Genomic DNA, 26,334 nt, shown 5'->3' with positions numbered 1-26,334 from the left:
AAGGTAGAAAAACACTGACCGTACACTTGTTTATTGTGTAAATAAGTACGGTAATGATAAATCGATCAGTAGTATAAAGAGGTGAGTTGTAAAGTGCTATACCGACGCCGCACTAATTGACTGAATCCATTAAATGCAATGGAGAATTCACGGGTCTAATTCTGCTAGATTTTAAGAGGTCATTAATTCCGCTGAAGAAATGCTGCGTGAACAGGCGAGCATGAATCCTCTTCGATGTAAGCAAACATGTACATCAGCGGAATGAAATACAAAATGCAAATGAGGGCGAACCGCACAAATGGATTGTCTTTTTATTCACTTTGATGAATGCTACGCGGAATTCATATCGCAGTATGCCTGAGGTATTCATCATGCGAATGTGCTTTGGTTTTGTGTTTATTTTTCAAATATAAGAATAATCTAAATGGAATTCGATTCGATAAACTTCCTTGCAATAGGTTTGATATTTCTTGGCTCTTATGTCCAGACCGCAATCGGTTTTGGCTTGGCTATTGTTGCCGCACCTTTACTGATTCTTTGGGCGCCAGAATATGTTCCTGCGCCAATCTGTTTAGTCGCGTTATTTATTTCGTTGATGAATGCGATGAAGCACCGCAGTAGTGTTGAAATCGGCGGCTTAAAGATGGCGTTGATTGGGCGAGTGCCGGGATCAATTGCTGGTGGCTTGCTACTCTTTTTTGTATCTACACAAACTCTCACGCTTTGGATTGGTTTGTTGGTGCTGTTTGCAGTCTTGGTGAGTGTTTTACCGTTTCGGGTTGAGCCTACGCCTTCGCGTATGACATGTGCTGGTTTCTTTTCTGGGTTGTTTGGTACCAGTTCTGCGATTGGAGGCCCTCCGATGGCGTTATTGTTGCAGCATCAAGAAGCAAATCAGTTACGCGGCAACTTATCGGCTTTTTTTGTTTTCAGTTCGATTATTTCACTAATAGTACAAATCCCAGTGGGCTTCTTCACATTGCATCATTTGGTCATTACTATTCCTCTATTACCTGCTGCGGCGCTTGGTTACTGGCTAGCAATGAAAACTACCCAGTCGTTACCAAAAGAAAAGATTCGGTTTGGGGCACTTGTGTTGTGTTTTGTGAGTGGCTTTACCGCCGTCGTACAAGCGTTGAGCCAATAATGCCATCTGCATCATAAAGTCACTGCGGGATTGCATTCCTTTTTATGTATGGCGGACTTGTTTACTTACGCCAAATTTGGTCGTTTAGATGGGCGATAGTTTTATGAATAACACTCGTTATGGCACTTTTATGGCAGCATTCTCCTTTGTGATCTGGGGATTGCTACCAATTTATTATCGTTATTTACCAAATGCTTCTATGGATGAGTTGCTAGCATGGCGAATCATTGGGTCTGTACCTGTCGGGTTTCTAATTGTACTTGGGATAACCCGTCGAGGGTTGAATTGGAAAGAAATCTGGCTTGATAAAAAATCCTTGTGGTACACGTTTGTGGCGAGCAGTTTGATGTGTATTTCTTGGAGTGCGTTCACTTGGGCTTTGACCCATCATCGGGTCATTGATGCCAGCTTAGGCTTCTTTATTGGGCCATTAGTATCTGTTGCACTAGGCGTATTTATTCTTGGGGATAAGCTCTCAAAAGGCAAACTTATTGCAATCGTGCTGGCAACAATTGGTGTTATGTATCAAGTGATTCACTATGGTCAGCTGCCCGTTATCGCACTAACGATGGGGTTGTTCTTTGCTTTGTATGGGCTTTACAAGAAGAAGATAAATTATGACTGGAGTACAACCTTGTTTGTTGAGGCGTTGTTACTGACTCCAGTTGCACTCGCATATTTGCTCTATAAACAATGGGCAACTGGTGAACTGGCTTCGGGCACAGATACCAAAACATTGCTTTTGTATTTTGGCAGTGCACCTATCACACTTTTACCACTTGTATTTTATTCTATCGCAATACGTATAACTAATTTATCAACCGTCGGTCTAATGCAATACATCGAGCCAAGCTTGCAGTTTGTGTTGGCAGTTATGTTTTTTGGCGAGTTGTTTGACGAAGTGAAAGCGGTGACCTTTGCATTTATTTGGGTAGGGCTGTTGTTCACCATTTTTGAAAGTATTATCAAAGGGCATCGGCGCAAAAAGCTGGTCAAACACCCCTTATAGTGGTTTCAATATTCTCACATATTAGCTTCTTTATTCTTATGCCCTCCATTCGAGGGCATTTTTAATGTCATGAAGCATTGGCTTTCGTTTTTTGCCTGAATAGAAATCATAACTTGAGATTATTTTACGCATTATCATAATGATACCGCTATAGTTATAGCCAAGTGACACGCTTATATAAGTGAAAACCAGATCAAGAAGGACGACATATGATCACTGCTCTGTATGCCAACATTCTCGCAATACTCATTATTTGGTTGGCTGTTCAAGTAATTAAGCAACGTCGCTTAAATCAAATTGCTTATGCCGATGGTGGGGTAGAGGCTCTACAAATTGCTCGTAGTGCCCAGAGTAATGCGACAGAATATATCCCCATCACCCTGATTTTAATGGCACTTTTAGAATTCAATAGTGCTTACCCAACATGGATACATCTCATCGGTGTTATTTTTGTAATTGGTCGAGTTATTCATGCTAAAGGCATATTGAAAAAAGACTTGAAAAAGCGCATTAGAGGGATGCAGGTGACATTTCTGGTGATACTTTCATTGGTTGTGTTAAATATGATTTACCTGCCATACGATAAGTTATGGTAAGTCTGCGACGTTATATTCCATCGCCTTGGGTACTCGTTCTGATTGGATTAGTACTGAATATTGGCGCGATCATCGTTACTAGCTTAGTCCTTGATAAGTTGGGTAAACAGCACTCGCAGCTCGCAGAGCAAACAGCAGAAAACTTGTATTCCATCCAACTCGCATGGAACAGTGTGGAAACCCTAGAAAGAAAAAGAGAAGCTTTACTGCTGCATGTGCACATAAGTCAGAGCGTAGCGATACCTTTAGAGCTAGAAGAGGTATTAGCAGGGCATTTATCTTCCTGGGTTCTCAACGAGTCGGATGAAATAAAAATTGATCAACTTCCTCAACTGATGTCAAAGATAAATCAGGCACAAGCTTCGTATAGAGACCGCATCGATAATTACTACATTGAGAATGTAGAGCTCAATGAGGTAATGGCAAAGCAGGATGAAAAGATCGCTTGGTACAAGAATATCGGACTCTTCTTGCAAGTATTCGGACTTGCGTTAATCCTTGCACGCGACTTAGCTAGGAAGCAATAAAAGCAAGAGCTAAAGATCAGGTTTATTGCGAAATGCCAATGGTAGTTTGCAAATTGCAATTTATTCTGTGAGCAAACAGTAGCTATTGGTTAAGTTTTAATGAAAGTGATTAAATAACAACCTGTTTTTGTGCGCTGAAAAGTTGGCACGCCTCATGCTTTAGTATGAGTGACCCTTTCTAAGCCGAGGGTCACCTAGCCAACTGACGTTGTTAGTGAACCATCTTGTTCACAAATATATACAGCCAATCACGACTCCTTGTGGTTGGCTTTTTTTTATGCAGTCTAGAACTGTGCTTTAATCCAGATCATGCGATGGTCGGAAGATACATCCTTACCATCACCATACTTACCGATACGTGCATCGTTAAATAGTTTACGGCCTTCTTCATAAGACGCTGACCAGTACACACCAGAGTCTATTACATTCAAATTTGCTGAAGGCAAGGCATAGTCTACCCCTAAGCCAAACGTTGAAGTGATGCGATTCGGATATGGGTGAGTTGAACTGCGGTCAACAGCGTGTTCAGCTGCACCAAAGCTTGTTGGGTAAAGCTCACCATTCATCACGGTTTGATTAACCAATGGATCGTTGTGCAGCTCTTGCATTACAGAGCTAATACCGTCACCAGCCACTGGATCAAGGTTTTGATCACCCATCATTACGAATTTAGTGCCGTTCGTTAAGCCACCTGTTTTACCCGCATCGTCGTAAAAATAGTCTTTGCCTTGAATGTAATGATGCCAAAACTCCACTTCTGCTGCGTTTTGCGCTTTGTTTTTACCGGTGTCGAATACTGGTGGAGTAGGATGAGACATCAACAAGTGTACAACTTCTTCGCCATTGCGAGTTGGAATGATGATTGGCGCGTCGACGTGATTTTTCGAAGATAGACGCACTTGATCCCATTCTTCCGCTGAGTACCATTCATCACCACACTTCATGCCGTCTGGAATCTTTTGCGAACCGTCACAGATAGTAATGGTTGGAATTTTCGCACCTTCCATATCTTTCCATTTAAATGCTTGGAATGTACGTGTGTTTGCCGTGTCAATTTTATACTTAGACATAAGGGCAAATGCATATTGACCATGGTACATGCCAAAGCCCCATGCATCACCTGGCATTTGACCTGCGGTTCCGTTGTTGTCGAGATCAAACTCACTCAATAACCCTGTATTGGTTGAATAAGATTCAGCATAAGGGTATTCAATAGGCTCAAGGTTTGCTTCACCGCCCGCGCCATCGATACTTTGCGCGACAGACAAGTAGTTCTTCTGGAATCCTTCAATGGCTGCTTTGCTTTCACCTGTTCCATCGTTGTTGTATTCCGCCATCATGAGAACATCAGGACGATTCTTTTGAATGATTGCTGCAACGTTACGAATTTGAATGACTTTTTCCGCAGTGGTTTTGTCTTCGGCTGCGATTGAACCGTCTAAATAAGAGGTGACCAACGCAGCTTGCTGCGTTGGTTCAATTTGCATTTCATCTACCAAAGTTTCGAAGGTAGCGCGGTCAAAAGAGAGGTTGTAAGTCGCTATTTTTACTTCTTTAGGCTGGACATTGACGTATTCAGTATCGTCATTACATCCAGATAGTAGAGCGGCGCCAACAAGGACAGCGATAGAGGTTTTGATTGCTTTCATGGGTACGTCATACCTTATAATTAATTCGGCTGAATATTAAAGTCATCAGTCATTGTTTTAAGCGATATTAGTCACACAAACGTTTTCATATTTACATGTTCAATTAGTTTTTGTGTGATTTGTGCAATAAATGCAACACTTTCAACACCAGAAGGTTATATGTAAATTGTTAAAAAACGGTGTCGTTATTGATGCGAAATAGAGAGTCCGCCACCGTTAAAAAGAAAAGCGTAGAATTTAAGCGTGCATGAGATGTTTGAGTTGTATGCTTATCGACGTGTTTTATTTTTTATGTTTAGATTTCCGTATATAATAAGCAGTCAATCAGAAGTGAGGACGACCTCACCGCTCTATCTTTTCTCGGGGACGACCCCATCTCGTTGGGAAATGTGACATGGCTTGGGGAATTCTCTTCATTGCGGGCTTGTGTGAAATCGCATGGGCTGTCGGTCTTAAATATTCACAAGGGTTTACCAAATTCGGTGCTTCGGCATTCACTATTGTCTTTATGTTATTGAGCTTTTGGTTGCTTGGCATTGCGTTAAGAACCTTGCCTTTAGGCATTGCTTATGGAGTATGGGTAGGGATTGGCGCAATAGGCACGGCAGTCGTGAGTATTTATCTGTTCAATGAGCCAGCAACACTTATCAAAGCCTTAAGCTTGCTAATGATTGTCGCTGGTATCGCAGGGTTAAAAATATCAGCTTAACGTTAGGCTAAACACAAAACAGCCAGAGTCACTCTGGCTGTTTTTCTAAATGTCGTGTTTACGGTTCTGGCGAGGTATATCAAGCGTTGCGCTTAATAAAAGGTAACCGTAAGTGATGACCAAACGCATTAATTAATGCGCCTGTAACAATCAGACCGCCACCGACGTACGTCCAAATGATCGGAACCTCGCCAAAGAAAATGATGCCCAACAACACAGAAAATACGATCTGGATATACGAATAAGCGGAGGCTTTACCCGCTTGTTGAGTTTGCATCGCTTTGGTTAACCCCAATTGTCCAATTTGGGTAAAGACACCAACTAGAACCAACATGAAAGTCAGATATAAATCGGGCATTACAAAATCGTCGCCAATCAGTAAGAGTGAAGCGGGGAGAGCAACCAACGGGAAATAGAAAATGATCACTGAGCTGTCTTCTGTCTGACTCAGTTTTCTGACAATGACGTAGGCAATTGAGCTACCAAATGCGCCTAAGATCGCAATCATGACGCTAAACATTGGTAAAGCGCTATCTGAGCCTTGCCCAGTTTCTGGGCTTACCATGATATAGATGCCGAGTAAGCACAACGCAATACAAAGGAAAGTTGACGGCTGGATGCGCTCTTTCAAGAAAAATACGGCGAGTAGTGCAGTAAATACCGGATGAATATATTGGAATATCGTCGCTTCTGCCAAAGGTAAGGTGGTCACTGAATAATATACACACATCAGAGCCATCGTACCCACAGCACCGCGTGCAAATAGTAATGGCTTATTATTGCCCCATACAGAAATTCGTTTTCGCTTTACATCGAAATAACTAATGATAAGTGAAACGAGCGCTCTTGCTGCAACGATTTCAAAAACGGGGATACCGTAGTTGCCGACGTGCTTTACTGTAGCCGACATCAGAGCAAAGCCGAACGCGGAAAGCACCATAAAGCGCACACCGATGGGAATCATAGTGTTGAATGAATTGGACATTTTACTGCTCATTTGTTGCGACAGATCTCACTTTAGCATACTTAGTTAGCGATTAAATCCTCTCAACTCAAACACTTCTGTCGACAAGATGAATAAACAGTAGAATACGTAGCAATTAATCTGCCTCTCTTCAGCGTAACAATAAAAACTCGATATTTAAGGAGCTTACATGATCCCGATAAAAGCAACGCATGTTTCAGGCGTTGTCATTTCAAAAATTGATGGCATAGAAAAAATGTTGTTACTCAAACGCGTAAAAGGTGGCTATTGGTGCCATGTTGCAGGTGGTATCGAAGAGGGTGAAGCCGGGTGGCAAACCATTTTAAGAGAGTTAAAAGAAGAGACACTAATTGACCAAGTTGAGTTACATACAGCAGACTTTCTAGAGCAGTTCTACGAAGCAAAAAATAACCGTATCATGGTTATCCCATGTTTTGTGCTACTTTGTCCGCCTAACCAATCAGTTGTTCTTAACGAAGAGCATACAGAGTATCGCTGGTGTACGCTTGAAGAAGCTAAGCAGCTGGCTCCGTTTGCCAATCAGCATCACCTATATGAACATGTATGGAAACATTATGTAGATGTGGCATCACTAACGCCATTTACGCTGATCGATCAAAAGGGCTAAATGAACGGCAACGGCTTTGATTAGTTTTTATAGAGAGGTTTGTTCTCATAAAATGAAGCGTTAGGATTTGCGCTGAGCGTTCACAATAAAAAGGAATAACATCTATGGATGAAGTCACATGCCAAGAGACGTATCAAGGAAATCACTTACAGAAGCGTTTTTCCGTCTCGCAAAGGGTCTCAATTGAGCCCCTCAACACGAAACACGCGTCCGCTTTACTAGAGGTTGTGAACACTCACCGAGAGAGCCTTGAGGGCTATCTACCTTGGACGGATTCTGTCACGAATCATAGAGAGGCCGTTAACTACATTTCCCAGCGAGTGAACAGTAACGCGCTGGATTCCCACTGGTGTGCAATTTATTTTGATGAGCAGCTTACGGGTGTTATTGGCATTAAAGGTGTGGATTCACATACGCGTGTTACTGAAATTGGCTACTGGCTTGCCAACAATGGGCGAGGCCATCGTGTGATTGATCAAGTGCTCGCAGTATTGATCCCTTTTTTGAAGCAGAAAGGGCACGCACAATTCATTCAGTTCCATTGTATGGAAGATAACATCGCTAGCATCAATATTGCTGAGCGTGCAGGCGCCACATTAAAAGAATACGTTGATCATGAGTTCGATATGCTTGACCGCTCTCAACGACTAGGCATTTATGAACTACGTTTGATGTAGTATCCACCCCAGAAATATTTTAATCAGAGTTCGAACTCTAACTTCACGAGCGCTACAATAGTAACATTGTTGCGCTCGTGTTAACTTGGGGCGTCATTGGCAGAAACTAGGCTAGGAGAAGCATCATGAACGCAATCACAGAGGTTGAAGTAGATAACTTGTTACAGCAAAGCCTCGAACGCTTAAAAGCGGCATATGCAGCCGAGCCTTATCCTAGTTTGGATGAACGTAAACAGCGCCTCGTTTTGTTAAAAAAATCGCTGCTTGAGAACAAACAAGCTTTGGTTGAAGCGTTAAGTGACGATTTTGGCTATCGCTCAGAATTTGATACCGCCATGACCGACGTTTTGCCAACGGTCTCGCATATTAATTATACCCTCAAACGACTAAAAAAATGGTGCAAACCCAGCAAGCGCGAATCCGGCTTATTGCTCGCACCTTCTAAAGTCACCGTTCAGTATCAACCGTTAGGTGTCGTCGGGATCATTTCACCGTGGAACTTTCCTGTGATTTTGAGCCTTGCGCCTTTAGTGACAGCATTGGCTGCTGGTAACCGCGTGATGATGAAGCTCAGCGAATTTACGCCAAAAACCAATAAAGTCATCGTCGATATTTGCCGTGGGTTGTCTGAGTATGTCGAAGTTTTTGAGGGTGAAGCAGACGTCGCACAAGCATTCAGCCAACTGCCATTCGATCACCTTTTGTTCACGGGTTCTACGAGTGTTGGCCGCGCAGTGGCAAAAGCGGCAGCGGAAAACCTTACCCCGGTGACGTTAGAGTTGGGTGGAAAGTCCCCGGTGATCATTGCAAAAGATGCAGACATGAAGAAAGCCGTTGATGCTATCTTGTTTGGTAAATGCATTAATGCAGGCCAGATTTGTGTCGCGCCTGACTACGCATTTGTACCGCAAGAACGTGTCGAAGAATTCATTTCGCTATTCTTAAAACGTTTTGAAAAGCTCTATTTAAAATCCAACAAGAATCAAAAGCTGACCCATATTGTCAACCAACGACAATATGATCGTTTGACTGCGCTACTTGAGGATGCAAAAGCGCAAGGTGCTAACCTTCACACTGTTGAAGCGTCGCCCCAAGAGGAACGACTTCTGTATCCTCATTTGGTCACGGATGTGTCGCCGAATATGCGAATCATGCAAGAGGAGATCTTCGGGCCATTTCTACCTGTTAAGCCCTACAATGCCGTTGATGAAGCGATTGACTACATTAATCAGCACCAAAGACCACTTGCGCTGTATGTTATGTCGGACGACAAATCGACCATCAAACATATTGTACGCAACACCCACAGTGGTGGCGTCGGCGTTAATGATACGGTTTTACATGTTGGCGCTGAAGATGCGCCTTTTGGTGGCGTTGGTGAATCGGGTATTGGGCATTATCACGGAGAGGAAGGATTCAGAACTTTTAGTCATGCGAAAACCATTCTTCACACACCGAAATGGTTGCCAAGAACGAGCGTATTAATGCGCCGTAGGGCTATGGCGATAAAAGCGATCCAAAAGATCTTTGTTCGATAATAATTATGATTTGATTGATAAAAAACCGCCCGAATAGGCGGTTTTTTGTTTCTATATGCTCTGAAACGCTGGGCACCAAAGTCCGAGAAACTTCCATCGCGTGCTACCAACAAAACAAAGAAAGGCTCTTGTTGAAAGAGCCTTGTTCAGGAAGTGTCGAGAGATCTTGGCAAGTTTAATGCAGAACTTCACTGCTGAATCTTAGATATCTACAGTCGTTCATCAGTTCTTTAAACGCCTTTCGGTCCAGCTTAATCAGAGTTTCATGATCGCCAGCTTCAAGGTAGACATGTTCCAAGTTTGCTAGTCTTTCATCGCAAACTGTCGACATGTGGTAAGGGCTACCAATCGGTGGAATAGCGCCGTGTTCACAATCGGTGAAGAGTCGGTAAACCATACGCTCTTTCACCAAGTGGAAGGTGGCATTAAATTCGTCGTTTAATCGCGACAAACTGATTTTGTTGTTGGCAGGTAAGACCGCCATCATATGACGCCCTTCATGATCCTCTAGAATCACACCTTTTGCGATATTCATTAAAGGCACACCTGCTGCAACACCACTTTGTAGCGAGCTATGACTGTGGCTGTGATTCACGGTTTGAAAGTGAATGTTATGCTCAGTCAAATATTCATCTAATCGGGTTGCAATCGTCATATAGCCTCCACGTGTATGAGACCCATAAAAAGTATAGGTTAGTCGGGCGACAATCGCGCATTTTACTCGGCGACACTGACGCTCTTTACGCTCCTGTTCTACGCTTATTGCAAGCCAGCGAGAAAGCATGGTTAACAATAATAAATAGGGGGCAACATGAGCAAGCCAATCATCGCTGATAACAAGCCGATCAAAGTAGAGTTGAAAGCTGGGCAAGAATATTACTTCTGCCGATGTGGGCGTTCTAAAAATCAACCTTACTGCGATGGGGCTCATTCGGGAACCGGCTTAAAGCCAATGAGCTTTAGTGCGGAAAAAGACGAAGATGCCTATCTCTGCCAATGTAAGCATACCGCCAATGCTCCTTTTTGTGATGGTACACACAAGCGATTTACCGCAGAGCAAGTCGGTAAAGAGGGACCGGAACAAAAGCGAGAGAAAAGAGACAAACCAACGGCGTCTGCTACTCAAGAAGAACCAACCCTCGAGTTTATCCACCAATTAGCGAGAGAAGGACTCTCTAAACTCGGTCATCATGGTCCGATGGCTGCAATGGGGGTTCCTAGGCATTTGCTACCACATTGGGATGCTATACAAATCATGATGGCGCAAATGGCGACACAACCGTTGTTGGAAGACGTTCCTGTGTCTACCGAGTTGATTGTGGGACCAAACGCGCGTAAGCCGCTCAGACTCGCCATTTCTTTGTTGGTGTCGGACATGAGTTTTGGCGCACTTTCTGAAGAGGCGAAAATTGCACTAGCAAAAGGTGCAGAGTTGGCAGGGACTGGGATTTGCTCTGGTGAGGGTGGCATGTTACCGGAAGAACAAGCCGCTAATTCACGGTATTTCTATGAGCTTGCTAGTGCTCAATTTGGCTACGACGAATCTAAGCTTCTTAATGTTCAGGCGTTTCACTTTAAAGGTGGGCAAGGAGCAAAAACGGGCACGGGTGGTCATCTGCCTGCAAATAAAAATGTAGGTAAGATCTCTCAGGTGAGAGGCATCCCCGAGGGACAACCAGCGATATCACCACCAACGTTCAAAGATCTTCACACTACTCACGATTTCAGAAAGTTTGCTGACAGAGTTCGTGGCATCACAGGCGGCATTCCAATTGGATTTAAACTCAGTGCCAACCATATTGAGCAAGACATTCAGTTTGCGCTTGATGCTGGGGCTGATTACATCATCTTAGACGGTCGCGGTGGTGGCACGGGTGCGGCGCCAACTATGTTCCGTGATCATATTAGTGTGCCCACCATCCCTGCATTAGCTCGTGCACGTAAGTACTTAGATGAAAAAGGTTTAAGTGACAGCGTCACATTAATCGTCACTGGTGGGTTGCGAGTTCCTACGGATTTTGTCAAAGCGTTGGCACTTGGAGCAGACGGAGTAGCGATAGCAAACAGTGCGATGCAATCGATCGGTTGTGTCGCGGCTCGCATCTGCAACACCAATAATTGCCCTGCAGGCATTGCGACACAAAATGCCGATTTGAGGCAGCGTCTCGACGTTGAAAAGTCATCCCAGCAACTGAAAAATTTCTTTGAATCCTCGGTCGAGCTCATGAAAGTCATGGCGAGGGCTTGTGGTCATCACGCTCTGAGTGAATTTAGTCATCATGATTTAGCGACCTGGGATCACAACATGGCGAGGCTGTCTGGGATTAAGTATTCAGGTATGGACTTAAACTGATCTCTATCCATATTTTCTACATATAGGTACATGTTTGATAACAATTATTTATTCGCTGAAATGTTTGAAATTTTGACTTGGCGTTAACTAAAAAAACAGTGTATGAACTACGCTGTTTGAGGTGGATATTCGATTTATTGAATAACAAAGAGTGGTTACCACAACCACGACACGAAGGAGCATTATATGAGCAAAGCAAACGGCGGTTCGGTAGGTAAATGTCCAGTTATGCATGGTGGGCAAACATCTACAGATAAGTCGGTGATGGATTGGTGGCCGAATGCCTTGAACTTAGACATCCTGCATCAACACGACTCCAAAACCAACCCATTTGGTCAGGACTTTAATTACAAAGAAGAACTGAAAAAGCTAGATGTCGAAGCACTTAAAAAAGATTTAAAAGATTTAATGACTGATAGCCAAGACTGGTGGCCTGCCGACTGGGGACACTACGGTGGTTTAATGATCCGAATGGCATGGCATGCAGCGGGCAGTTATCGTATTGCGGATGGCCGTGGCGGTGCTGCTACAGGCAACCAACGCTTTGCTCCTCTCAACTCTTGGCCAGATAACGCCAACCTGGATAAGGCTCGACGCCTTTTATGGCCAATCAAGAAAAAATATGGCAACAAACTAAGTTGGGCAGACCTGATTGTCCTTGCCGGTAACATGGCGTACGAATCCATGGGCTTTAAGACCTTTGGCTTTGCGTTTGGACGAGAGGACATCTGGCACCCAGAAAAAGACACTTACTGGGGCTCTGAGCAAGAATGGTTAGCCACAAGTGACGCTGATAACAGCCGCTACTCTGGTGAGCGAGATTTAGAAAACCCGCTTGCTGCGGTAATGATGGGTCTTATCTATGTGAACCCTGAAGGGGTAGACGGTAACCCAGATCCTCTCAAAACAGCACATGACATGCGAGTGACCTTTGCGCGAATGGCAATGAACGATGAAGAAACCGTCGCGCTCACAGCTGGTGGTCACACGGTGGGTAAGTGTCATGGTAATGGTGATGCCGCAAACCTTGGCCCAGAGCCCGAAGCAGCAGACGTTCATGAGCAAGGTCTTGGCTGGATTAACCACAAAACACGTGGTATTGGCCGTGACACGGTAACGAGTGGCATTGAAGGTGCTTGGACAACGCACCCTACACAATGGGACTACGGATACTTCCACCTACTATTTAAGTATGACTGGGAACTGAAAAAGAGCCCAGCTGGCGCATGGCAATGGGAGCCAATCGACATTGAAGAACAAGACAAGCCTGTCGATGTTGAAGACGGTTCTAAGCGCTACAATCCAATCATGACCGACGCCGATATGGCGCTCAAAATGGACCCTGAATATCGTAAGATTGCAGAAAAGTTCCAAAATGACCCTGCGTACTTTGATGACGTTTTTGCTCGTGCCTGGTTTAAGTTGACACACCGCGATCTAGGACCAAAATCATGTTATTTCGGCCCTGATGTGCCAAGCGAAGATCTTATTTGGCAAGACCCAACGCCCGCAGGTAAGACAGACTACGATGTTGATTTAGTAAAAACAAAAATCGAAGCAAGTGGCCTATCCATTAGTGAGTTAGTAAGTACGGCGTGGGATAGTGCGCGTACTTACCGTGGCTCTGACCGCCGAGGCGGTGCAAATGGCGCGAGAATTCGCTTGGCTCCGCAAAAAGATTGGCAAGGGAACGAACCTGAACGTCTAAGACGTGTTCTTGCGGTGTTAGAAAAAATAGCAGCAGAAGAGGGCTGTAGTGTTGCAGATGCTATCGTGCTTGCTGGTAACGTAGGTATTGAACTGGCTGCGCGTGCCGCAGGTCATGATGTTTCCGTACCATTCGCGCCAGGCCGAGGTGATGCCACCCAAGAGATGACGGATGTGGAATCGTTCGAAGTACTTGAGCCTGTTGCTGACGGTTTCCGAAATTGGTTGAAGAAAGACTACGCGGTTAAGCCAGAAGAGCTTTTATTAGATCGTGCTCAGCTTATGGGGCTAACTGCGCCAGAAATGACGGTACTTATCGGTGGTATGCGCGTTCTAGGCAGTAACTACGGCGGTGGAAAAGAGGGCGTATTTACTGACCGAGTAGGCACTTTGTCGAATGATTTCTTCGTGAACCTTACTGACATGGCATATACGTGGAAACCAGTGAGTGCTAATCAATATGAAATCCGTGATCGTAAAACCGACGCTGTTAAGTGGACGGCTACTCGAGTGGACCTTGTCTTTGGTTCAAACTCGATCCTGCGTTCGTATGCGGAAGTGTATGCGCAAGATGATAATCAGGAAAAATTCATCCATGACTTCATCGCCGCATGGACGAAAGTCATGAACGCGGATCGTTTTGACTTGCAATAAGTGAAACGATGCCCGTCAGTAGATGGGTTGATGAATAAGTAAGAGAGGCGGGCGAAAAGCTCGCCTTTTTCTTTACCTATCTTTTTACTTTGATTGAAAGTTAAGCTCATTTGAACCATAATAACTGGACCATATGAACCATAGGAGCTTGATATGGCAACTGCAGCATTAAAAAGCTTCAAACCGAAACAACCTCATAAAGCCAATTTCTGGTTTATGTTGGGTATTGAAGACGCTGAAACAGGTCGCACTGATGCGGTTCACAAAGGCTTTGAGCCAAAGGTGTATCGCAATATTGTTGAGCGTGTGAAGCTTTCTCAGAGTGAGTTTCAAAACGTCACATTGATACCTGTCAGCACGATCAAGCGTCGTCTAAAAAACGATGAACGCTTCAATACGCAAGAAAGTGATGCAATCTATCGATTAGCGATGTTATTGAAACTCGCGACAGAACTGTTTGACGACGAAGAGCGCGCGTTAAAATGGATGAGAGAGAATGTGTACGGCTTAGGTGGAAAACGTCCACTTGATATGGTCTCGACCACGGTGGATTTTGAAATCGTAAAAGATTTGATCGGCCGTTTAGAGCACGGGGTATTCTCGTAATATGAAGCTCTATCGTCTCACACAAAAGAAATTTGCTGACACGCCATTCAGCCCCGTTGGCGCAAAGTTATTTGGAGGGCGATGGAACTCAAAAGGAACCGAAGCCCTCTACTTCTCTGAATCGGAATCCCTTTGCTCGTTGGAAGTATTTGTTCACGTAAACAACGATCCTGCTATCACCAAACTTTACGATTTATATCGTATTGAAATGCCAGAATACCTCATCGCCACCTTAGATGAAGAAGATCTCCCTGTGACGTGGCGAGCAATACCGGCGAGCGAGTCTACGCAGTACATTGGCGATCAGTTTCTCAATGATCCTCATCCAGAGTTTGCCGCGCTGCAAGTGCCTTCAACGATTTCACCTCGTGATAAAAACTACGTGGTGAATCCAAATCATCCCAAAATGAAAGAGATCATCAAGAAAGCCGAAAAGCTCGATTTCGCGTTTGATCCGCGCATTTTCAAATAGACGCCTAGCTTTGTCTTGCTTTAAAGCATTCAGCGCTTACCTGAGATAAGCGCTGAAGCATAAAAGTTTATTTCCTTGGTTATTGTCGGTCGTAAGTGAACTGTTGCGCTTCATTTGTAGTGTTGAGGTAATGCCCAAGCACCAACTCAGCACCTTTGTAAGATAAATGGCTGTCATCCGTATACATCGCATTGTTTGCTCCAACTCTCATTCGACATACGCCATTTCTGCAAATGGCATCGGTCAAGTCGACAAACTCAACGTGCTCAAATTGCTCAAAGTAGTTCACTAACTTCGCCACGTTTTGAGGGTGATGTTGTTTGGGAGAAAAGTCACAGGCAGACTCTTCTGTCTCGCCAAACAAACGCGCTTTCCAAAGGCATTCTCCTACCGCAAACGGTGCAGAAGGGGTTGGACCGAGAACGACCACTTCCTTTCCTTTCAGTTCATTCAATAATTTGGTTAATGATGCTTCATAATCGGCTTGTGAAAGCTCTTTATTGAAATTAGAAGAGATAACAACGCGACGAATGGAAGGGGTACTTAGAATGGTATCGACAGCCTCATTGAAGAACTGTCGGCAAGAAATTGAGCCAGCAGCTTCTAGGATGTCGACATAACCGACCGCACAGGAATCTTGAGTAAGTTGCACCACGCCAGTTGGTGTTACTTCAGATAGACGCTTCACGTAAACCATGCTGTGACTATTGCCTAACACAGCGATGGCGGGCTGCGGCGCAGACGAGCACACATCGTTAACGTTGGTGTTGCCGTTGCAATCTAAACCATAACCGTTGTTAACGCGCATGGCCTCGAAAAATGCGCTTCTTTCTGGAAAACCACCGTTTTGATGACCGATAACGCCGAGCGTTAGCAAGGGCAACGTCAACAACACAATAACCGCGGACACAGTGCGCATGCTCATGGCTTTTCGGCTACGGAACGGCTTTTCAATAAAGCGCCAAGTGAAGTAAGACAGTACAAAAAGAGCGATAACGTAAAGCGGGATATTGACGTCTTGTGTTGTGTCCAACACGTAGCGGTAAAAGACAAATAATGGAATGTGCCACAAGTATAAGCTGTAGCTGATTAAGCCGACGAACACGACCCACTTTAGGCTCAGTAATCTACCGCAGACATTGTCTTTAGAGGCAAACAAAATCACCAACGCGCTACCGATGACCGGCACCAGCAGCGTAATGCCCGCGCCATCTTGCGATTTTTCAAACAAAAGCGCGGAAGCCAATATCAAAACGATGCCAATGGTTGCTAGAGTATCGTTAGATTGAACTTGGACTTTTCTCATCACTAATGCGAGTAATGAACCGGTTGCCAGCTCCCAAGCGCGAGAGAAGATCATGTAAAAAGCGAAATCAGGATCGTTGCTCGCGTAGACAATAGTCATCAAACTCAGCGCAAATACCACGATGAAAAAAGTCAAGTAAAACGCGTTTTTGCCACGAGCGAGTAGCATGAGTAGCAAAGGAATGACAATGTAGTATTGTTCTTCAACGCCCAAGCTCCATGTGTGGAACAGCGGGTTGGCTTGATCTTCTAAACCGAAGTAATTGTGGCCTTTTAGATACAGAAGAATGTTGGATGAAGAAAGAATAGAAGACACTGCGAACTGACCAACGTCTTTGTGTGCTTGCGGCAAAAATAGCCACCAAGACATCAAATAGCTGACGGCGATGACCACCAGTAAGAGGGGGAGTATGCGACGAATGCGTCGCTCATAAAAATCACCAAGGCTGAACTTCTGGTTTTCTAAGTCGTTAATCACGATGGCAGTGATCAAATAGCCGCTGATCACAAAGAACACGTCGACGCCAATAAAGCCACCAGCGAATTGCTCAACTCCTGCATGAAACAAAATCACCAACGTGACAGCAATCGCCCTTAATCCGTCTACTTCTGCTCTGTAAGTCATATAGTGTTGCTCCAACATTCCGTTTAATGAAGTAGAGCAAAATATGAACCAGAAATAATGTTTATTTAAATCAGTGCCTTAAAGTGATTGTCAAAATGAAAATGCTAGGTGGGTTAACGAATTCCCAAATTGAATTTCAATATGGAAACCCCATAAAGAATGATCTTAAGAAGCGCTAAATCAAAGAACGTAAAGCGCGAGGAACTTAGACTTCATTGAAAATGATTACGCTAAAGAAACGATGACAGAGAATACGATTCAGGAAAAAATTGCCAGCTTTACTTGTATCGAAGAGGCTTTGGATTACTTCGACATCGAGTTTGATAGCCGATTTATCGAAAACAACCGAACCGAGTTGGTTAAGAGGTTTAACGGCTACTTAATCCTCACTAAACCGGATGATTGGTTTTCAGGTCGTCGTGCTTTAAAGAATGCTTACTGTAAAGTACAACGCAGTTTGCTCAGTAAAACGACGCGCTCTGCGTGTCGAGGTTGTACATCTTGTCAAAGACGTTAATTCTGGTGGCTTGCCTAAAAAGAACCCTGCATCTTGGCGTTACAGGGGGAAGAGCAAGGTTCTTTTGGTTTCGCTATTGGTTTATCGCGAGTTGCGAATCAGCTTTACGTAGATGAATTAACCCGCGTGGTACGCAGGGTAGTCCACTAAGCCTTTTTCACCGCCGCCGAACAATGTGGCAGGGTCATGTTCTGCCAGCGGATAGCCATGCTTGATGCGGCTTGGTAAGTCTGGGTTTGCAACAAACGGACGGCCAAAGCCAATCATGTCGGCTAAACCACTTTCAATCGCGTGTTGCGCCTTTTCTGCGTTGTAACGACCGGCATAGATCAGTGTGCCTTTATACGCCTCACGAACTGCGGTTTTAAAGTCGTGCGGAGTGTCTGGCGCGTCGTCCCAATCCACTTCTGCAATGTGAATGTAAACCACATTGAGTTTATCAAGCAGCGCTGCAGCGGCGGTGTAGGTTTCGACTGGCGTACTATCAACGGTGCCATTTAACGAAGTGAATGGTGCAAGACGAACACCAACACGCTCTGCGCCAATAGCTTGCGTCATCGCCTCTACCACTTCACCAAGAAAACGCAGACGGTTTTCAATGGAACCACCGTATTCATCGGTGCGATTATTCGCTTCAGAATCGATAAACTGGTTAACCAAGTAGCCATTCGCTGCATGAAGCTCGATACCATCGAATCCGGCTTCTATCGCGTTTAGTGCGGCTTGGCGGTACTCTTCAATAACGTTCTTGATGTCTTGTTTGGTCATTTCACGTGGCTCAACCACGTCGACAAAACCCGGTTCGTCTGTGCCGTTATCGACAAATACTTTCACGTTTTCTGCTTTTAGCGCAGAAGAAGAAATAGGTTGCTCACCGCCAATGTTATCAGGGTGAGTCACACGACCAACGTGCCATAATTGCGCGAAGATAACGCCGCCTTTCTCGTGCACTGCATCAGTTACTTTTTTCCAGCCAGCAATTTGCTCTGGGCTGTAAATGCCTGGTGTCCATGCATAGCCTTGACCCATTGGCGAAATTTGTGTGCCTTCAGCAACGATTAGGCCCGCTTCAGCACGTTGAGCATAGTAGGTCGCCATCATGTCGTTAGCGATATTACCTGGTTGAGAAGCACGAGAGCGCGTCATCGGAGGCATAACGATACGGTTTTTTAATGAGAGAGAGCCAAGTTGAATGGGTTGAAATAATGCGTCTGTCATAGGAAACCTCGTTATTTTTGAGTTTGGATGAGTTCGATTTGGTAACCATCGGGATCTTTAATGAACGCGAAGTGAGTTTCTCCGCCTTTCATTGGACCTGGCTCGCGAGTAACGTTGCCACCAAGCGCTTTAATTTTTTCGCAAGCGGCGTAAATATCTTCAGACCCCAGTGCCATGTGTCCGAATGCGTTACCCAAGTCGTAACTGTCGGTATCCCAGTTATAAGTTAGCTCGATGGTCGCGCCATCTGGTTGATCAGGGTTACCAACAAACACCAGTGAGTAACGGTATTCTTGGTTTTCAAAACGATCCAAAACACTCATTCCCAGAACTTTTGTATAAAATTCGATAGATTTGTCTAGGTCAGCTACACGGATCATCGTGTGGAGAAACTTCATAAGTCGCCTTTTCATAACGTTGCGTAATCACTATGCAAACCATATCGCCACTCTAAATAAACTGGAAATTATCGTTAATTATTAAAATGATTATTTAGTGTTATGAAAAGCGAGGTTGCTGGCCCTGCAACATGCAAACAAAGATTACTCGCCGTTTCTTTTTAATTGTTGGCATATGCTAATTACTCTTTTGAGAAACCGAGTAACTATCATGTCCACAAACAGCTATTGTCATTACACTCACGAATCTCATCATCAATGTGCGGTTTGTTCTTCAATTAATGTGAATCCGAACTCTTTGGCCGTGAACTACCAATACCTAGCCGATGGTTCTGTTGTCGGAGAGTTTCACGTTTTACCGCGTCATCAAGGTTACACAGACCTGTTGCATGGTGGTATTGCCAGTTCGCTTCTCGATGGTGCAATGACGCATTGTTTGTTATCTAGAGACATTCAAGCCCTTACGGCGCAGTTGGATGTGCGCTACCATGCACCTATTCAGTTAAATGATCGAGTCACGATTACCGCACTCTGTGAAGGTGAACGACGCGGTATATATCAACTGGTGGCTCAATTGCGGGTCGAAAGCGAAGTTAGAGTGACGGCTAAAGGGAAGTTTATTCGTCCTAAAAAGGCATAAATAAAAACGTGTTCTACGGAGAGGCAATGAAGAAATTTGATGAGCTGTATGCAATTGCGACGAGAAAATCTCAATATGACCAAACCAATACTTGGTTTAAAGGCGTAGAGACTTATCTGGAGGCCATTGGCAAAGAAGTTGATGAAGTCCGCGAAGAGATTCGCGAGGATCGCCTTTGTCATTTGGAAGACGAGTTAGGCGATGTGTTGTGGAACTACCTTAACGTATTAAAAGCGCTGGAAAGAGAAAAGGGTATAGATCCTGAGAAAGTACTCGAAAGAGCCTGCACTAAATACGAGCAGCGTGTATCTGCGATTGAATCGGGACGCAGTTGGGATGAGATAAAACAGCAGCAGAAACAAGCCTTGAACGCGGAACATGAAGCCGCGCAGTTAGAAGATGTAAAGAGCCAATAACTGCGCTTGGTATTGAAAGGATAGGTTAATAGGGAATACCTAGTCAGCCCTTGGAGCTGTTGACCAACAGTAGGTCACAAGGTGGTTGGTCAAGTAACGTGTCTACAGTGCTGCCAGACCAAAATTGGGATGACATGCTTCGTTTACATGCACCCATAATCAAAATCGCTGCTTGTGATTGCTTAACTGCTTTTGGTAACGCCGTTTCAGGGTTTCCTTCCGGTAATAGTAATGGAACTCGCGTTAACTTTTGCGCAGTAATAAAATCTGTAATGCCTGCTTTTTGATTGCTTAATATCTCTGCACGATAGCGAGAGAGGTATGGCGCGACGTATCGGCAGTAAACGAGCGTCATTTTCCCGCTTAAGGTTTGTTCTAATTTTGAGCCTCGCGAGACGATGGCTTTATCTACTATCGACTTTTCATCCCCTCGATGAAGTGGGTCGATTGCACAAAGCATGTTGGCGTGAGAAGGCCATGAACGCTCACTCAGTAGCAACAAGTCGCAATCTTGTTGTGCTAGTTCTGTGAGCATCGTTTGAATCTCGTGTTTGTTAAAGTGTCCCACGAGCAGTAAGTCAGTGTGGTCAACAAGTCGTTTCGCAACTTGCTCAACCCAATGGCTCCCTTTGAAATGCTCGTAAGAGAGCGTTGGTGTTTCAAGCTCTTCTTCTTCACAAAGTTCGACAACTAATGCGTTGAACTTTAAGGTCCAAGCTTCAAACTCAGCTTGTCTTTTTTTTATATGGTCAGAGTTGAAACTGAGAAAATGAGCGAATGCGTGATCTTCACTTCGGCGATGGTCTTCCACTAAAACCACAATAGGCTGAGCCAACGCTGTCGAAAATTGAATCACTTTACGAAGCACCTTACGACTTGGTAAGGCGGCCTGCTGAGTCAGAAAAAATACAGGTGCCATTGATTACTCCATTATCAAACAAGGCGAATGAGCCTGACACACATTCAAGTCTATACCATGAACTGATGCAGAGGCGTTTTGTTTCTGCGAGCGAAATATAAATTCCGCAATTAAGTCAACTATCGCCTAGAATTTTAACATCAAGAATTCATGCCTTCGGATAGCACATATCGTCAATGCGGCGAATGTGGTAGTGAAAGCTATAGGTAAAAGTAATGATAGATTCCAACCAATTGCAAATTAACCGCAAAGTGCCACATTTGCTTGCTGAGATCATTAAAGCGATAGAATCGACCGAAGACTTGAGCTTTTTGAAAGACTATCAAGAAGCACAGATTGCGAACATTTTGGAATCGGTCAACATTGCTTACCGTAAACGTGTCATAGAAGCAGTGCCGCCTGAGAAGTATTGGACGGTATTAAATTTGCTCCGATACGACACCGCCAAGCACATTCATCAATCACTCAATAAAGACTTACAACATGAACGCTTGACGTACATAACGGATTCAGAACTGATCATCTTTGCGGACTTTCTACCGACCGAATTTGTAGATGAATACCTTATTGATCAAAGTGAAGAGTCTGTCGCGCATATCCAACAAGCATTGTCGTATGAAGACAACAAAGTTGGACGTTATGCCGAGCCTCACTTTCTGGTCGCAAACCCTAAAAACAGCGTAGGAGGCATCAAAACCGAGCTGCTAAAACGCGGGCAAAGTCCAGTGCGGTTGATTATTGTGCGTGATGCAAGTGGTGTGATTGGTACGATAGAGCCGCAAACCCTGTTGCTGCACGAGAATCATATCAAACTTACCGACTTGACCGTAGTTACGCCAATTCTAGAAGATATTCAAACGATTCAAAGCGTCAGCAAACAAGTCTCGATTGATGGTGGAGCACATTGGTTTCCTATCATGGCTGGTGGCAAAATTATGGGCGTCTTGTCGATGGCGACCATTGCGATTACGTTGCGCGAACTCAGCCTGCAAGCCGTAGTGGCAGAAAACGTACGAAGCGAAGAAGATTTGTTCACACCATTAAGCGTGGCGACAAGGCTAAGAGCACTTTGGTTGGTGATTAACTTGCTGACCGCTTTCGTAGCCTCCGCCATCATTGGGCTTTTTGATAATGTGGTCGAGCAGGTCGTTGCGCTTGCGATCTTAATGCCTGTCGTGGCGAGCATGGGCGGCATCGCGGGTAGCCAAACCTTAGCGGTGGCCATTCGAGGTATCGCACTAAACCACTTGCACCAAAGTAACTTGAAGCTATTGGTGAATAAGGAATTAAAAATCGCCACCATTAATGGTTTAATTATGGGATTGGTGATCGCGGGTGTCGTTTATATGGTGTTTGATTCTTGGCCATTGGCACTTATTATTTGCTGTGCCATTTTCCTCAATAGTTTGGCGGCCGCGGCATCGGGTACGTTGATACCATTCACGTTGAAGAAGTTTAACATTGACCCCGCCGTGGCTGGCTCGGTAGTATTGACGACCGTTACCGATGTCGTCGGTTTCTTTGCGTTCTTAGGCTTAGGTGCCATTTTCTTGATATAGATATCCAATTGACGCGTTAACCAGCAGAACCAATCGCACCATTTCCCAACCCAGTATTTTGGGCGAGCTTGCTTCGCTCAGCATTCCTCCGTTTTCCATAACCGATGAACACGTCGTTTCGGTTCTTACTTTGTAAATCTCTTCACTGCTCAGTTCTATTCCCCAAATTTCCCACTACCGATCCTCGCTTAACGTTAGCGTGCCAAATTCCAATTTCAAACGCCAGATGATGCCCATTTTCTTGGCTGTACACGCATTACTTCACTCAAACAAAAAATAAGGAAAAGATTTTGAACAAACTCATTGTATTCACTGGTGGTCCCGGTGCAGGAAAAACCTCGGTTATCGAACAACTAAAAACACAAGGCTTTATCTGCGCGCCAGAAACCGGCCGTCAAATAATACAAACGCAGGTTGCCAATCACGGTTCAGCATTACCTTGGAATGACAAACAAGCTTTTCGAGACGAAATGATGAAGGCAGAAGTGAGCAATTACCGAGCTTTCAATGTCCACCAAGGGAATGTGTTTTTTGATCGCAGTATTGTGGACGTATATGGCTACAGTAAGTTGGAACAACTGCCAATCTCGCATGAGCTCATCACGCATTGCCAGACGCTTCGTTATCATTCTCAAGTATTCATTTTTCCACCTTGGGCATCGATATTCAGCAACGACGAAGAGCGAAAGCAAGATTTTTCTGAAGCGGTGGCTACGTATCAACAGATGGCCAGCGCTTATCACAAATTTGGTTATCAATTGATCGAAGTGCCCAAAATGTCAGTCGAAGACAGAGTAGCGTTTATTCGCGGCTCAATCATCGAGTAAGGCTGAAAGATGATTGATGCAAACAAATGCGTAAGGCGATTGTGACCACGACGACAATATGCGTAAAGGGAGTTATTTATACTGGATAAAATTCAATAACTTAATTGAGTGTTATGTCTTTTAAATATCTTACCTTATTGCTCGCAACGACGAGCATGAGCAGCTTTGCTGATGTAGGCCTGCCTTCGGGGGATGATTGGTTAAACCATGTGACGAATGGCCTAGCCCCATATTGGATGATGGAAAGCGCGCATGGACAACCTGCGGGGAATTTTCCGACTTTTCGTTGTGATAACGGTGTCATTCTCGACCCACAAAAGCCGTGTGAAGAATTAAACAAAGGGTGGATTAGCCCGCACTTCGATCGCGAATACACCCGCATGAAATCGCGCCAAACTTACGCTTATGGCGTACTTTTTCATCTTACGGGTGACAAGCAAGCATTAGAGTTGGCAAAGAAAGGGGCTTATTACCTGATTGATCATCTACAAGATGAGAAAAACGGCGGCTTCGTGAGCTTTACGCGTAGTGGAAAACCGGGGATGGAGTGGCAACAACGAACTTCTCAAGACCAAGCTTACGCCTTGGTGGGGTTGGCGATGTACTACTACTTAACGCAAGATCCAAAGGTCGAACAAGCGCTTATCGACCAGCAAGCGTTTATATTTAAACAATACCGACGAAGCGATGATCGCGGTCTGGCTTGGGTTTTGAAAGACGGTGATGGGGAAAGTGCGAAGCAGCAAGAGTTAGTCGCTCAACTTGACCAAATTAATGGCTACCTGTTGTTAACGGCGCCACTTTTACCAGAACCAGCGCAAGCCAAGTGGAAACAAGATCTGGAGTGGCTGACGCAAGTGATGATAGATAACTACCATTCCGTCAAAGAGCAGCGCTTTTATGGCGCGATACACCACAAAGCGGTAATGATGCCAAATGCGAAACACAATGATTTTGGACACACCATCAAGGCGTATTGGATGACGTATCTGACAGGTCAGTTGTTGGAAAATTCAAAGTGGACAGAGTTTGGTTTCAAAGGAATGAAACACACGCTTAAGCAAGCGCAATACCAGCAAAACTTTGAGCAAGTCAAAGCGCTTTTCTCACCAGAATGGCAGAGTAAATGGACGCAAGAGAGCATTCCTGCTTGGCAATCAAGACCATACAAGCACTATAGCTCGTCTTGGGAATGGGCAGAGCTCGATCAAGCGGCAATGACAGTTTCTCTTGTCGATGGTTCGATGAAAGAAACGCTTCAATACACGTTACCCACTTTTATGGACGTATGGGTGGATCATCAATATGGAGGAGTCGGTCTGAGTCCTAAGTCAACCAAAGCGTTCCATTGGGGAAATGGTTACCACCAGTTTGAACATGCGTTGGTCGGGTATTTGTACGCGCAACAAATGGCAAAACAGCCCGCCAAGCTTTACTACGCGCGACTAGCCGAGAGTAAAATGCCACTTAATCCATATTACTTTAGCGCAGACGTAAAATCGTTGTCGTCACAAAGTGATGGAGTCACCATCGCGACATTCACCAATATTCGACCTTAGGTTGGTCGATGGTGATGTGTTAGTTAAAGTCCGCGTAAAAGCCAATAAAGTCCTCCGATAGCAAGGATGACTATTAGCTATCTAGGTCTGTCACTAGATAAGCTTCAAGCAGTAATTGTGTAGGTAATGATCCCTGGGCACTTATAAAAAGCCGTCAGAACCAACTGGTTTTGACGGCTTTTTATTCTATGACAGGTAGAGGCTTCAATTTTCAGCGCTATAGGTCCATGAAAACTTAAGTGAGATTCCAATCACGTCGCATGATCTCACTAGTGTCATTGGAAATAAATGAATTGTTTCTGATACATAGAACGTATTAACATGGTTGCACTGGGTCCATATGAGTAAACTTATTGAATATACAATTTGAGAGAGAGGGTTTAGTTATTAAAAATAACAGTTAGTTGGAATCTAGGTTAAATGAAAATAAAACTATTTAAAAAGCTACAAGTTGTATTTCTTGTGGTGTTGTTTCTCTAGGTTGTCCAAGCGGAAGCATGATCTAAAACGCTTATTTTATTCAAATAAATGGAAAGAAATGAAAGTGGAATTAAAAAATAACTATTCAGAATCAGAAATAAACCAGCCACCATCGGTACTTCTTGTTACGTCTCTGTTGTGTCTGGCGTCCGTTTGTTGGGCTGCATTGCTGTTGGCCATTGAATATATTGTTGGGATAGAAATGAGTGGTACAGGCTTTCTTAGCACGTTAATCCCAGCCATGAGTGTTGGTTATTACTTCGGCTACAAGACTGGAGATGTAATGCCATCAAAAACAAGATGGTATGCTGTTTTACTGTGGACTTTAGCAAGTTTGGTAGTGTTCTCTCTTATCTTAATGTCGTTAGATATTTCTCCGTTTTATTTATTATCTGAGCTCGGTGGGGTAAGTATTTTTATTGCTATCATAATGCTAATAACGATTGGCATCGCCTACTTAATTTTAAAAAGTGGTGAGAAAATGGCGATTAGAGTGTTACTCAAAGCCAAGGAAAGTCAGTAGATAAAATACAACAAACGATTCAATTAGGATCATGACAAGACGCCAGCCATAATGTGCTGGCGTTTTAGTTTCCTGTTTGTAGGATTTTTTG

General features: G+C 44.3%; 26 protein-coding genes. 19 read left to right on the top strand and 7 right to left on the bottom strand.

Annotated features, from left to right (window positions below; genetic code table 11):
- The first annotated feature begins 424 nt into the window (after positions 1-424).
- From R7190_RS13335 to R7190_RS13320, 4 genes are all read left to right on the top strand, one after another.
- On the top strand, positions 425-1,147 hold the full coding sequence (locus tag R7190_RS13335) for a sulfite exporter TauE/SafE family protein (RefSeq protein ID WP_047101431.1): 723 nt from the start codon (positions 425-427) through the stop codon (positions 1,145-1,147).
- A 103-nt stretch (positions 1,148-1,250) separates the two neighbouring features.
- Positions 1,251-2,156, top strand: coding sequence for an EamA family transporter RarD (rarD, locus tag R7190_RS13330; RefSeq protein ID WP_025767839.1), 906 nt, complete (start codon positions 1,251-1,253; stop codon positions 2,154-2,156).
- Positions 2,157-2,365: 209 nt separating this feature from the next.
- A complete protein-coding gene (locus R7190_RS13325) occupies positions 2,366-2,752 on the top strand; it encodes an MAPEG family protein (protein ID WP_047101434.1) in 387 nt (128 codons plus the stop codon).
- On the top strand, positions 2,746-3,279 hold the full coding sequence (locus tag R7190_RS13320; protein ID WP_047101435.1) for a hypothetical protein: 534 nt from the start codon (positions 2,746-2,748) through the stop codon (positions 3,277-3,279). The genes R7190_RS13325 and R7190_RS13320 overlap by 7 nt, the downstream gene beginning before the upstream one ends.
- Positions 3,280-3,563: 284 nt before the next feature.
- Here R7190_RS13320 and R7190_RS13315 read toward each other — a convergent pair whose 3' ends face one another.
- Positions 3,564-4,928: an endonuclease/exonuclease/phosphatase family protein gene (locus R7190_RS13315; protein ID WP_047101437.1), complete on the bottom strand. Its 1,365-nt coding sequence runs from the start codon at positions 4,926-4,928 to the stop codon at positions 3,564-3,566.
- 394 nt (positions 4,929-5,322) lie between these two features.
- On the opposite strand from R7190_RS13315, the gene R7190_RS13310 reads away from it, so the two are divergent.
- Complete coding sequence (locus R7190_RS13310) at positions 5,323-5,637, top strand: DMT family transporter (RefSeq protein WP_005376506.1); 315 nt, start codon at positions 5,323-5,325, stop codon at positions 5,635-5,637.
- A gap of 79 nt (positions 5,638-5,716) precedes the next feature.
- On the opposite strand, the gene R7190_RS13305 is transcribed toward R7190_RS13310, so the two are convergent.
- Complete coding sequence (locus R7190_RS13305) at positions 5,717-6,622, bottom strand: DMT family transporter (RefSeq protein ID WP_005376505.1); 906 nt, start codon at positions 6,620-6,622, stop codon at positions 5,717-5,719.
- Positions 6,623-6,791: 169 nt separating this feature from the next.
- Between R7190_RS13305 and R7190_RS13300 the strand changes: the two genes are divergently transcribed.
- The 3 genes from R7190_RS13300 (at position 6,792) to R7190_RS13290 (ending at position 9,465) form a co-directional block, all read left to right on the top strand.
- The gene (locus tag R7190_RS13300) at positions 6,792-7,250 is read left to right on the top strand and encodes an NUDIX hydrolase (RefSeq protein ID WP_186585360.1); all 459 of its coding nucleotides are present in this window, start codon (positions 6,792-6,794) and stop codon (positions 7,248-7,250) included.
- A gap of 104 nt (positions 7,251-7,354) precedes the next feature.
- Positions 7,355-7,927, top strand: a complete 573-nt coding sequence (locus R7190_RS13295; RefSeq protein ID WP_047101443.1) for a GNAT family N-acetyltransferase — start codon at positions 7,355-7,357, stop codon at positions 7,925-7,927.
- Positions 7,928-8,052: 125 nt separating this feature from the next.
- A complete protein-coding gene (locus tag R7190_RS13290) occupies positions 8,053-9,465 on the top strand; it encodes a coniferyl aldehyde dehydrogenase (RefSeq protein ID WP_017820990.1) in 1,413 nt (470 codons plus the stop codon).
- A gap of 175 nt (positions 9,466-9,640) precedes the next feature.
- On the opposite strand, the gene R7190_RS13285 is transcribed toward R7190_RS13290, so the two are convergent.
- Entirely contained in the window at positions 9,641-10,120 is a 480-nt protein-coding gene (locus R7190_RS13285) for an aminoacyl-tRNA deacylase (RefSeq protein WP_005376501.1), read from the bottom strand.
- A 156-nt stretch (positions 10,121-10,276) separates the two neighbouring features.
- Between R7190_RS13285 and R7190_RS13280 the strand changes: the two genes are divergently transcribed.
- The 4 genes from R7190_RS13280 (at position 10,277) to R7190_RS13265 (ending at position 15,257) form a co-directional block, all read left to right on the top strand.
- Positions 10,277-11,818: a glutamate synthase-related protein gene (locus R7190_RS13280; protein WP_186585358.1), complete on the top strand. Its 1,542-nt coding sequence runs from the start codon at positions 10,277-10,279 to the stop codon at positions 11,816-11,818.
- A gap of 186 nt (positions 11,819-12,004) precedes the next feature.
- Positions 12,005-14,179, top strand: coding sequence for a catalase/peroxidase HPI (katG, locus tag R7190_RS13275; protein ID WP_017820988.1), 2,175 nt, complete (start codon positions 12,005-12,007; stop codon positions 14,177-14,179).
- A gap of 153 nt (positions 14,180-14,332) precedes the next feature.
- Complete coding sequence (locus R7190_RS13270; protein ID WP_017820987.1) at positions 14,333-14,785, top strand: antitoxin Xre/MbcA/ParS toxin-binding domain-containing protein; 453 nt, start codon at positions 14,333-14,335, stop codon at positions 14,783-14,785.
- A 1-nt stretch (position 14,786) separates the two neighbouring features.
- Positions 14,787-15,257 carry an RES family NAD+ phosphorylase gene (locus R7190_RS13265; RefSeq protein WP_005376497.1) on the top strand — a complete coding sequence of 157 codons (471 nt, stop codon included), beginning with the start codon at positions 14,787-14,789 and terminating at the stop codon, positions 15,255-15,257.
- 79 nt (positions 15,258-15,336) lie between these two features.
- Here the strand turns inward: R7190_RS13265 and R7190_RS13260 are convergent, their stop codons facing one another.
- A complete protein-coding gene (locus tag R7190_RS13260) occupies positions 15,337-17,187 on the bottom strand; it encodes an acyltransferase family protein (RefSeq protein WP_186585356.1) in 1,851 nt (616 codons plus the stop codon).
- A 241-nt stretch (positions 17,188-17,428) separates the two neighbouring features.
- On the opposite strand from R7190_RS13260, the gene R7190_RS13255 reads away from it, so the two are divergent.
- The gene (locus R7190_RS13255) at positions 17,429-17,704 is read left to right on the top strand and encodes a nitrogenase-stabilizing/protective protein NifW (protein WP_104980619.1); all 276 of its coding nucleotides are present in this window, start codon (positions 17,429-17,431) and stop codon (positions 17,702-17,704) included.
- Positions 17,705-17,821: 117 nt separating this feature from the next.
- Here R7190_RS13255 and R7190_RS13250 read toward each other — a convergent pair whose 3' ends face one another.
- The gene (locus tag R7190_RS13250; RefSeq protein WP_054866340.1) at positions 17,822-18,922 is read right to left on the bottom strand and encodes an alkene reductase; all 1,101 of its coding nucleotides are present in this window, start codon (positions 18,920-18,922) and stop codon (positions 17,822-17,824) included.
- Between the two features lie 11 nt (positions 18,923-18,933).
- Entirely contained in the window at positions 18,934-19,320 is a 387-nt protein-coding gene (gloA, locus tag R7190_RS13245; protein ID WP_186585355.1) for a lactoylglutathione lyase, read from the bottom strand.
- 211 nt (positions 19,321-19,531) lie between these two features.
- Here gloA and R7190_RS13240 point away from each other — a divergent pair, with 211 nt between their 5' ends.
- Both R7190_RS13240 and R7190_RS13235 read left to right on the top strand, forming a co-directional pair.
- The gene (locus R7190_RS13240; protein WP_186585354.1) at positions 19,532-19,960 is read left to right on the top strand and encodes a PaaI family thioesterase; all 429 of its coding nucleotides are present in this window, start codon (positions 19,532-19,534) and stop codon (positions 19,958-19,960) included.
- Between the two features lie 26 nt (positions 19,961-19,986).
- Complete coding sequence (locus tag R7190_RS13235) at positions 19,987-20,376, top strand: MazG nucleotide pyrophosphohydrolase domain-containing protein (RefSeq protein ID WP_047101463.1); 390 nt, start codon at positions 19,987-19,989, stop codon at positions 20,374-20,376.
- A gap of 43 nt (positions 20,377-20,419) precedes the next feature.
- On the opposite strand, the gene R7190_RS13230 is transcribed toward R7190_RS13235, so the two are convergent.
- Positions 20,420-21,295, bottom strand: coding sequence for a universal stress protein (locus R7190_RS13230; RefSeq protein WP_186585353.1), 876 nt, complete (start codon positions 21,293-21,295; stop codon positions 20,420-20,422).
- Between the two features lie 215 nt (positions 21,296-21,510).
- Between R7190_RS13230 and R7190_RS13225 the strand changes: the two genes are divergently transcribed.
- From R7190_RS13225 to R7190_RS13210, 4 genes are all read left to right on the top strand, one after another.
- Complete coding sequence (locus R7190_RS13225) at positions 21,511-22,854, top strand: magnesium transporter (protein ID WP_186585352.1); 1,344 nt, start codon at positions 21,511-21,513, stop codon at positions 22,852-22,854.
- Between the two features lie 290 nt (positions 22,855-23,144).
- Positions 23,145-23,681, top strand: a complete 537-nt coding sequence (locus R7190_RS13220) for an AAA family ATPase (RefSeq protein ID WP_186585351.1) — start codon at positions 23,145-23,147, stop codon at positions 23,679-23,681.
- A 113-nt stretch (positions 23,682-23,794) separates the two neighbouring features.
- A complete protein-coding gene (locus R7190_RS13215) occupies positions 23,795-25,240 on the top strand; it encodes an AGE family epimerase/isomerase (RefSeq protein ID WP_186585350.1) in 1,446 nt (481 codons plus the stop codon).
- A 538-nt stretch (positions 25,241-25,778) separates the two neighbouring features.
- A complete protein-coding gene (locus tag R7190_RS13210) occupies positions 25,779-26,243 on the top strand; it encodes an ABZJ_00895 family protein (RefSeq protein WP_017635325.1) in 465 nt (154 codons plus the stop codon).
- Positions 26,244-26,334 lie beyond the last annotated feature (91 nt).

Source organism: Vibrio sp. 1078-1 (assembly GCF_033340475.1).
Note: the sequence above shows the minus strand (reverse complement) of the source record. Positions and strands in the feature narration are given on the sequence as shown.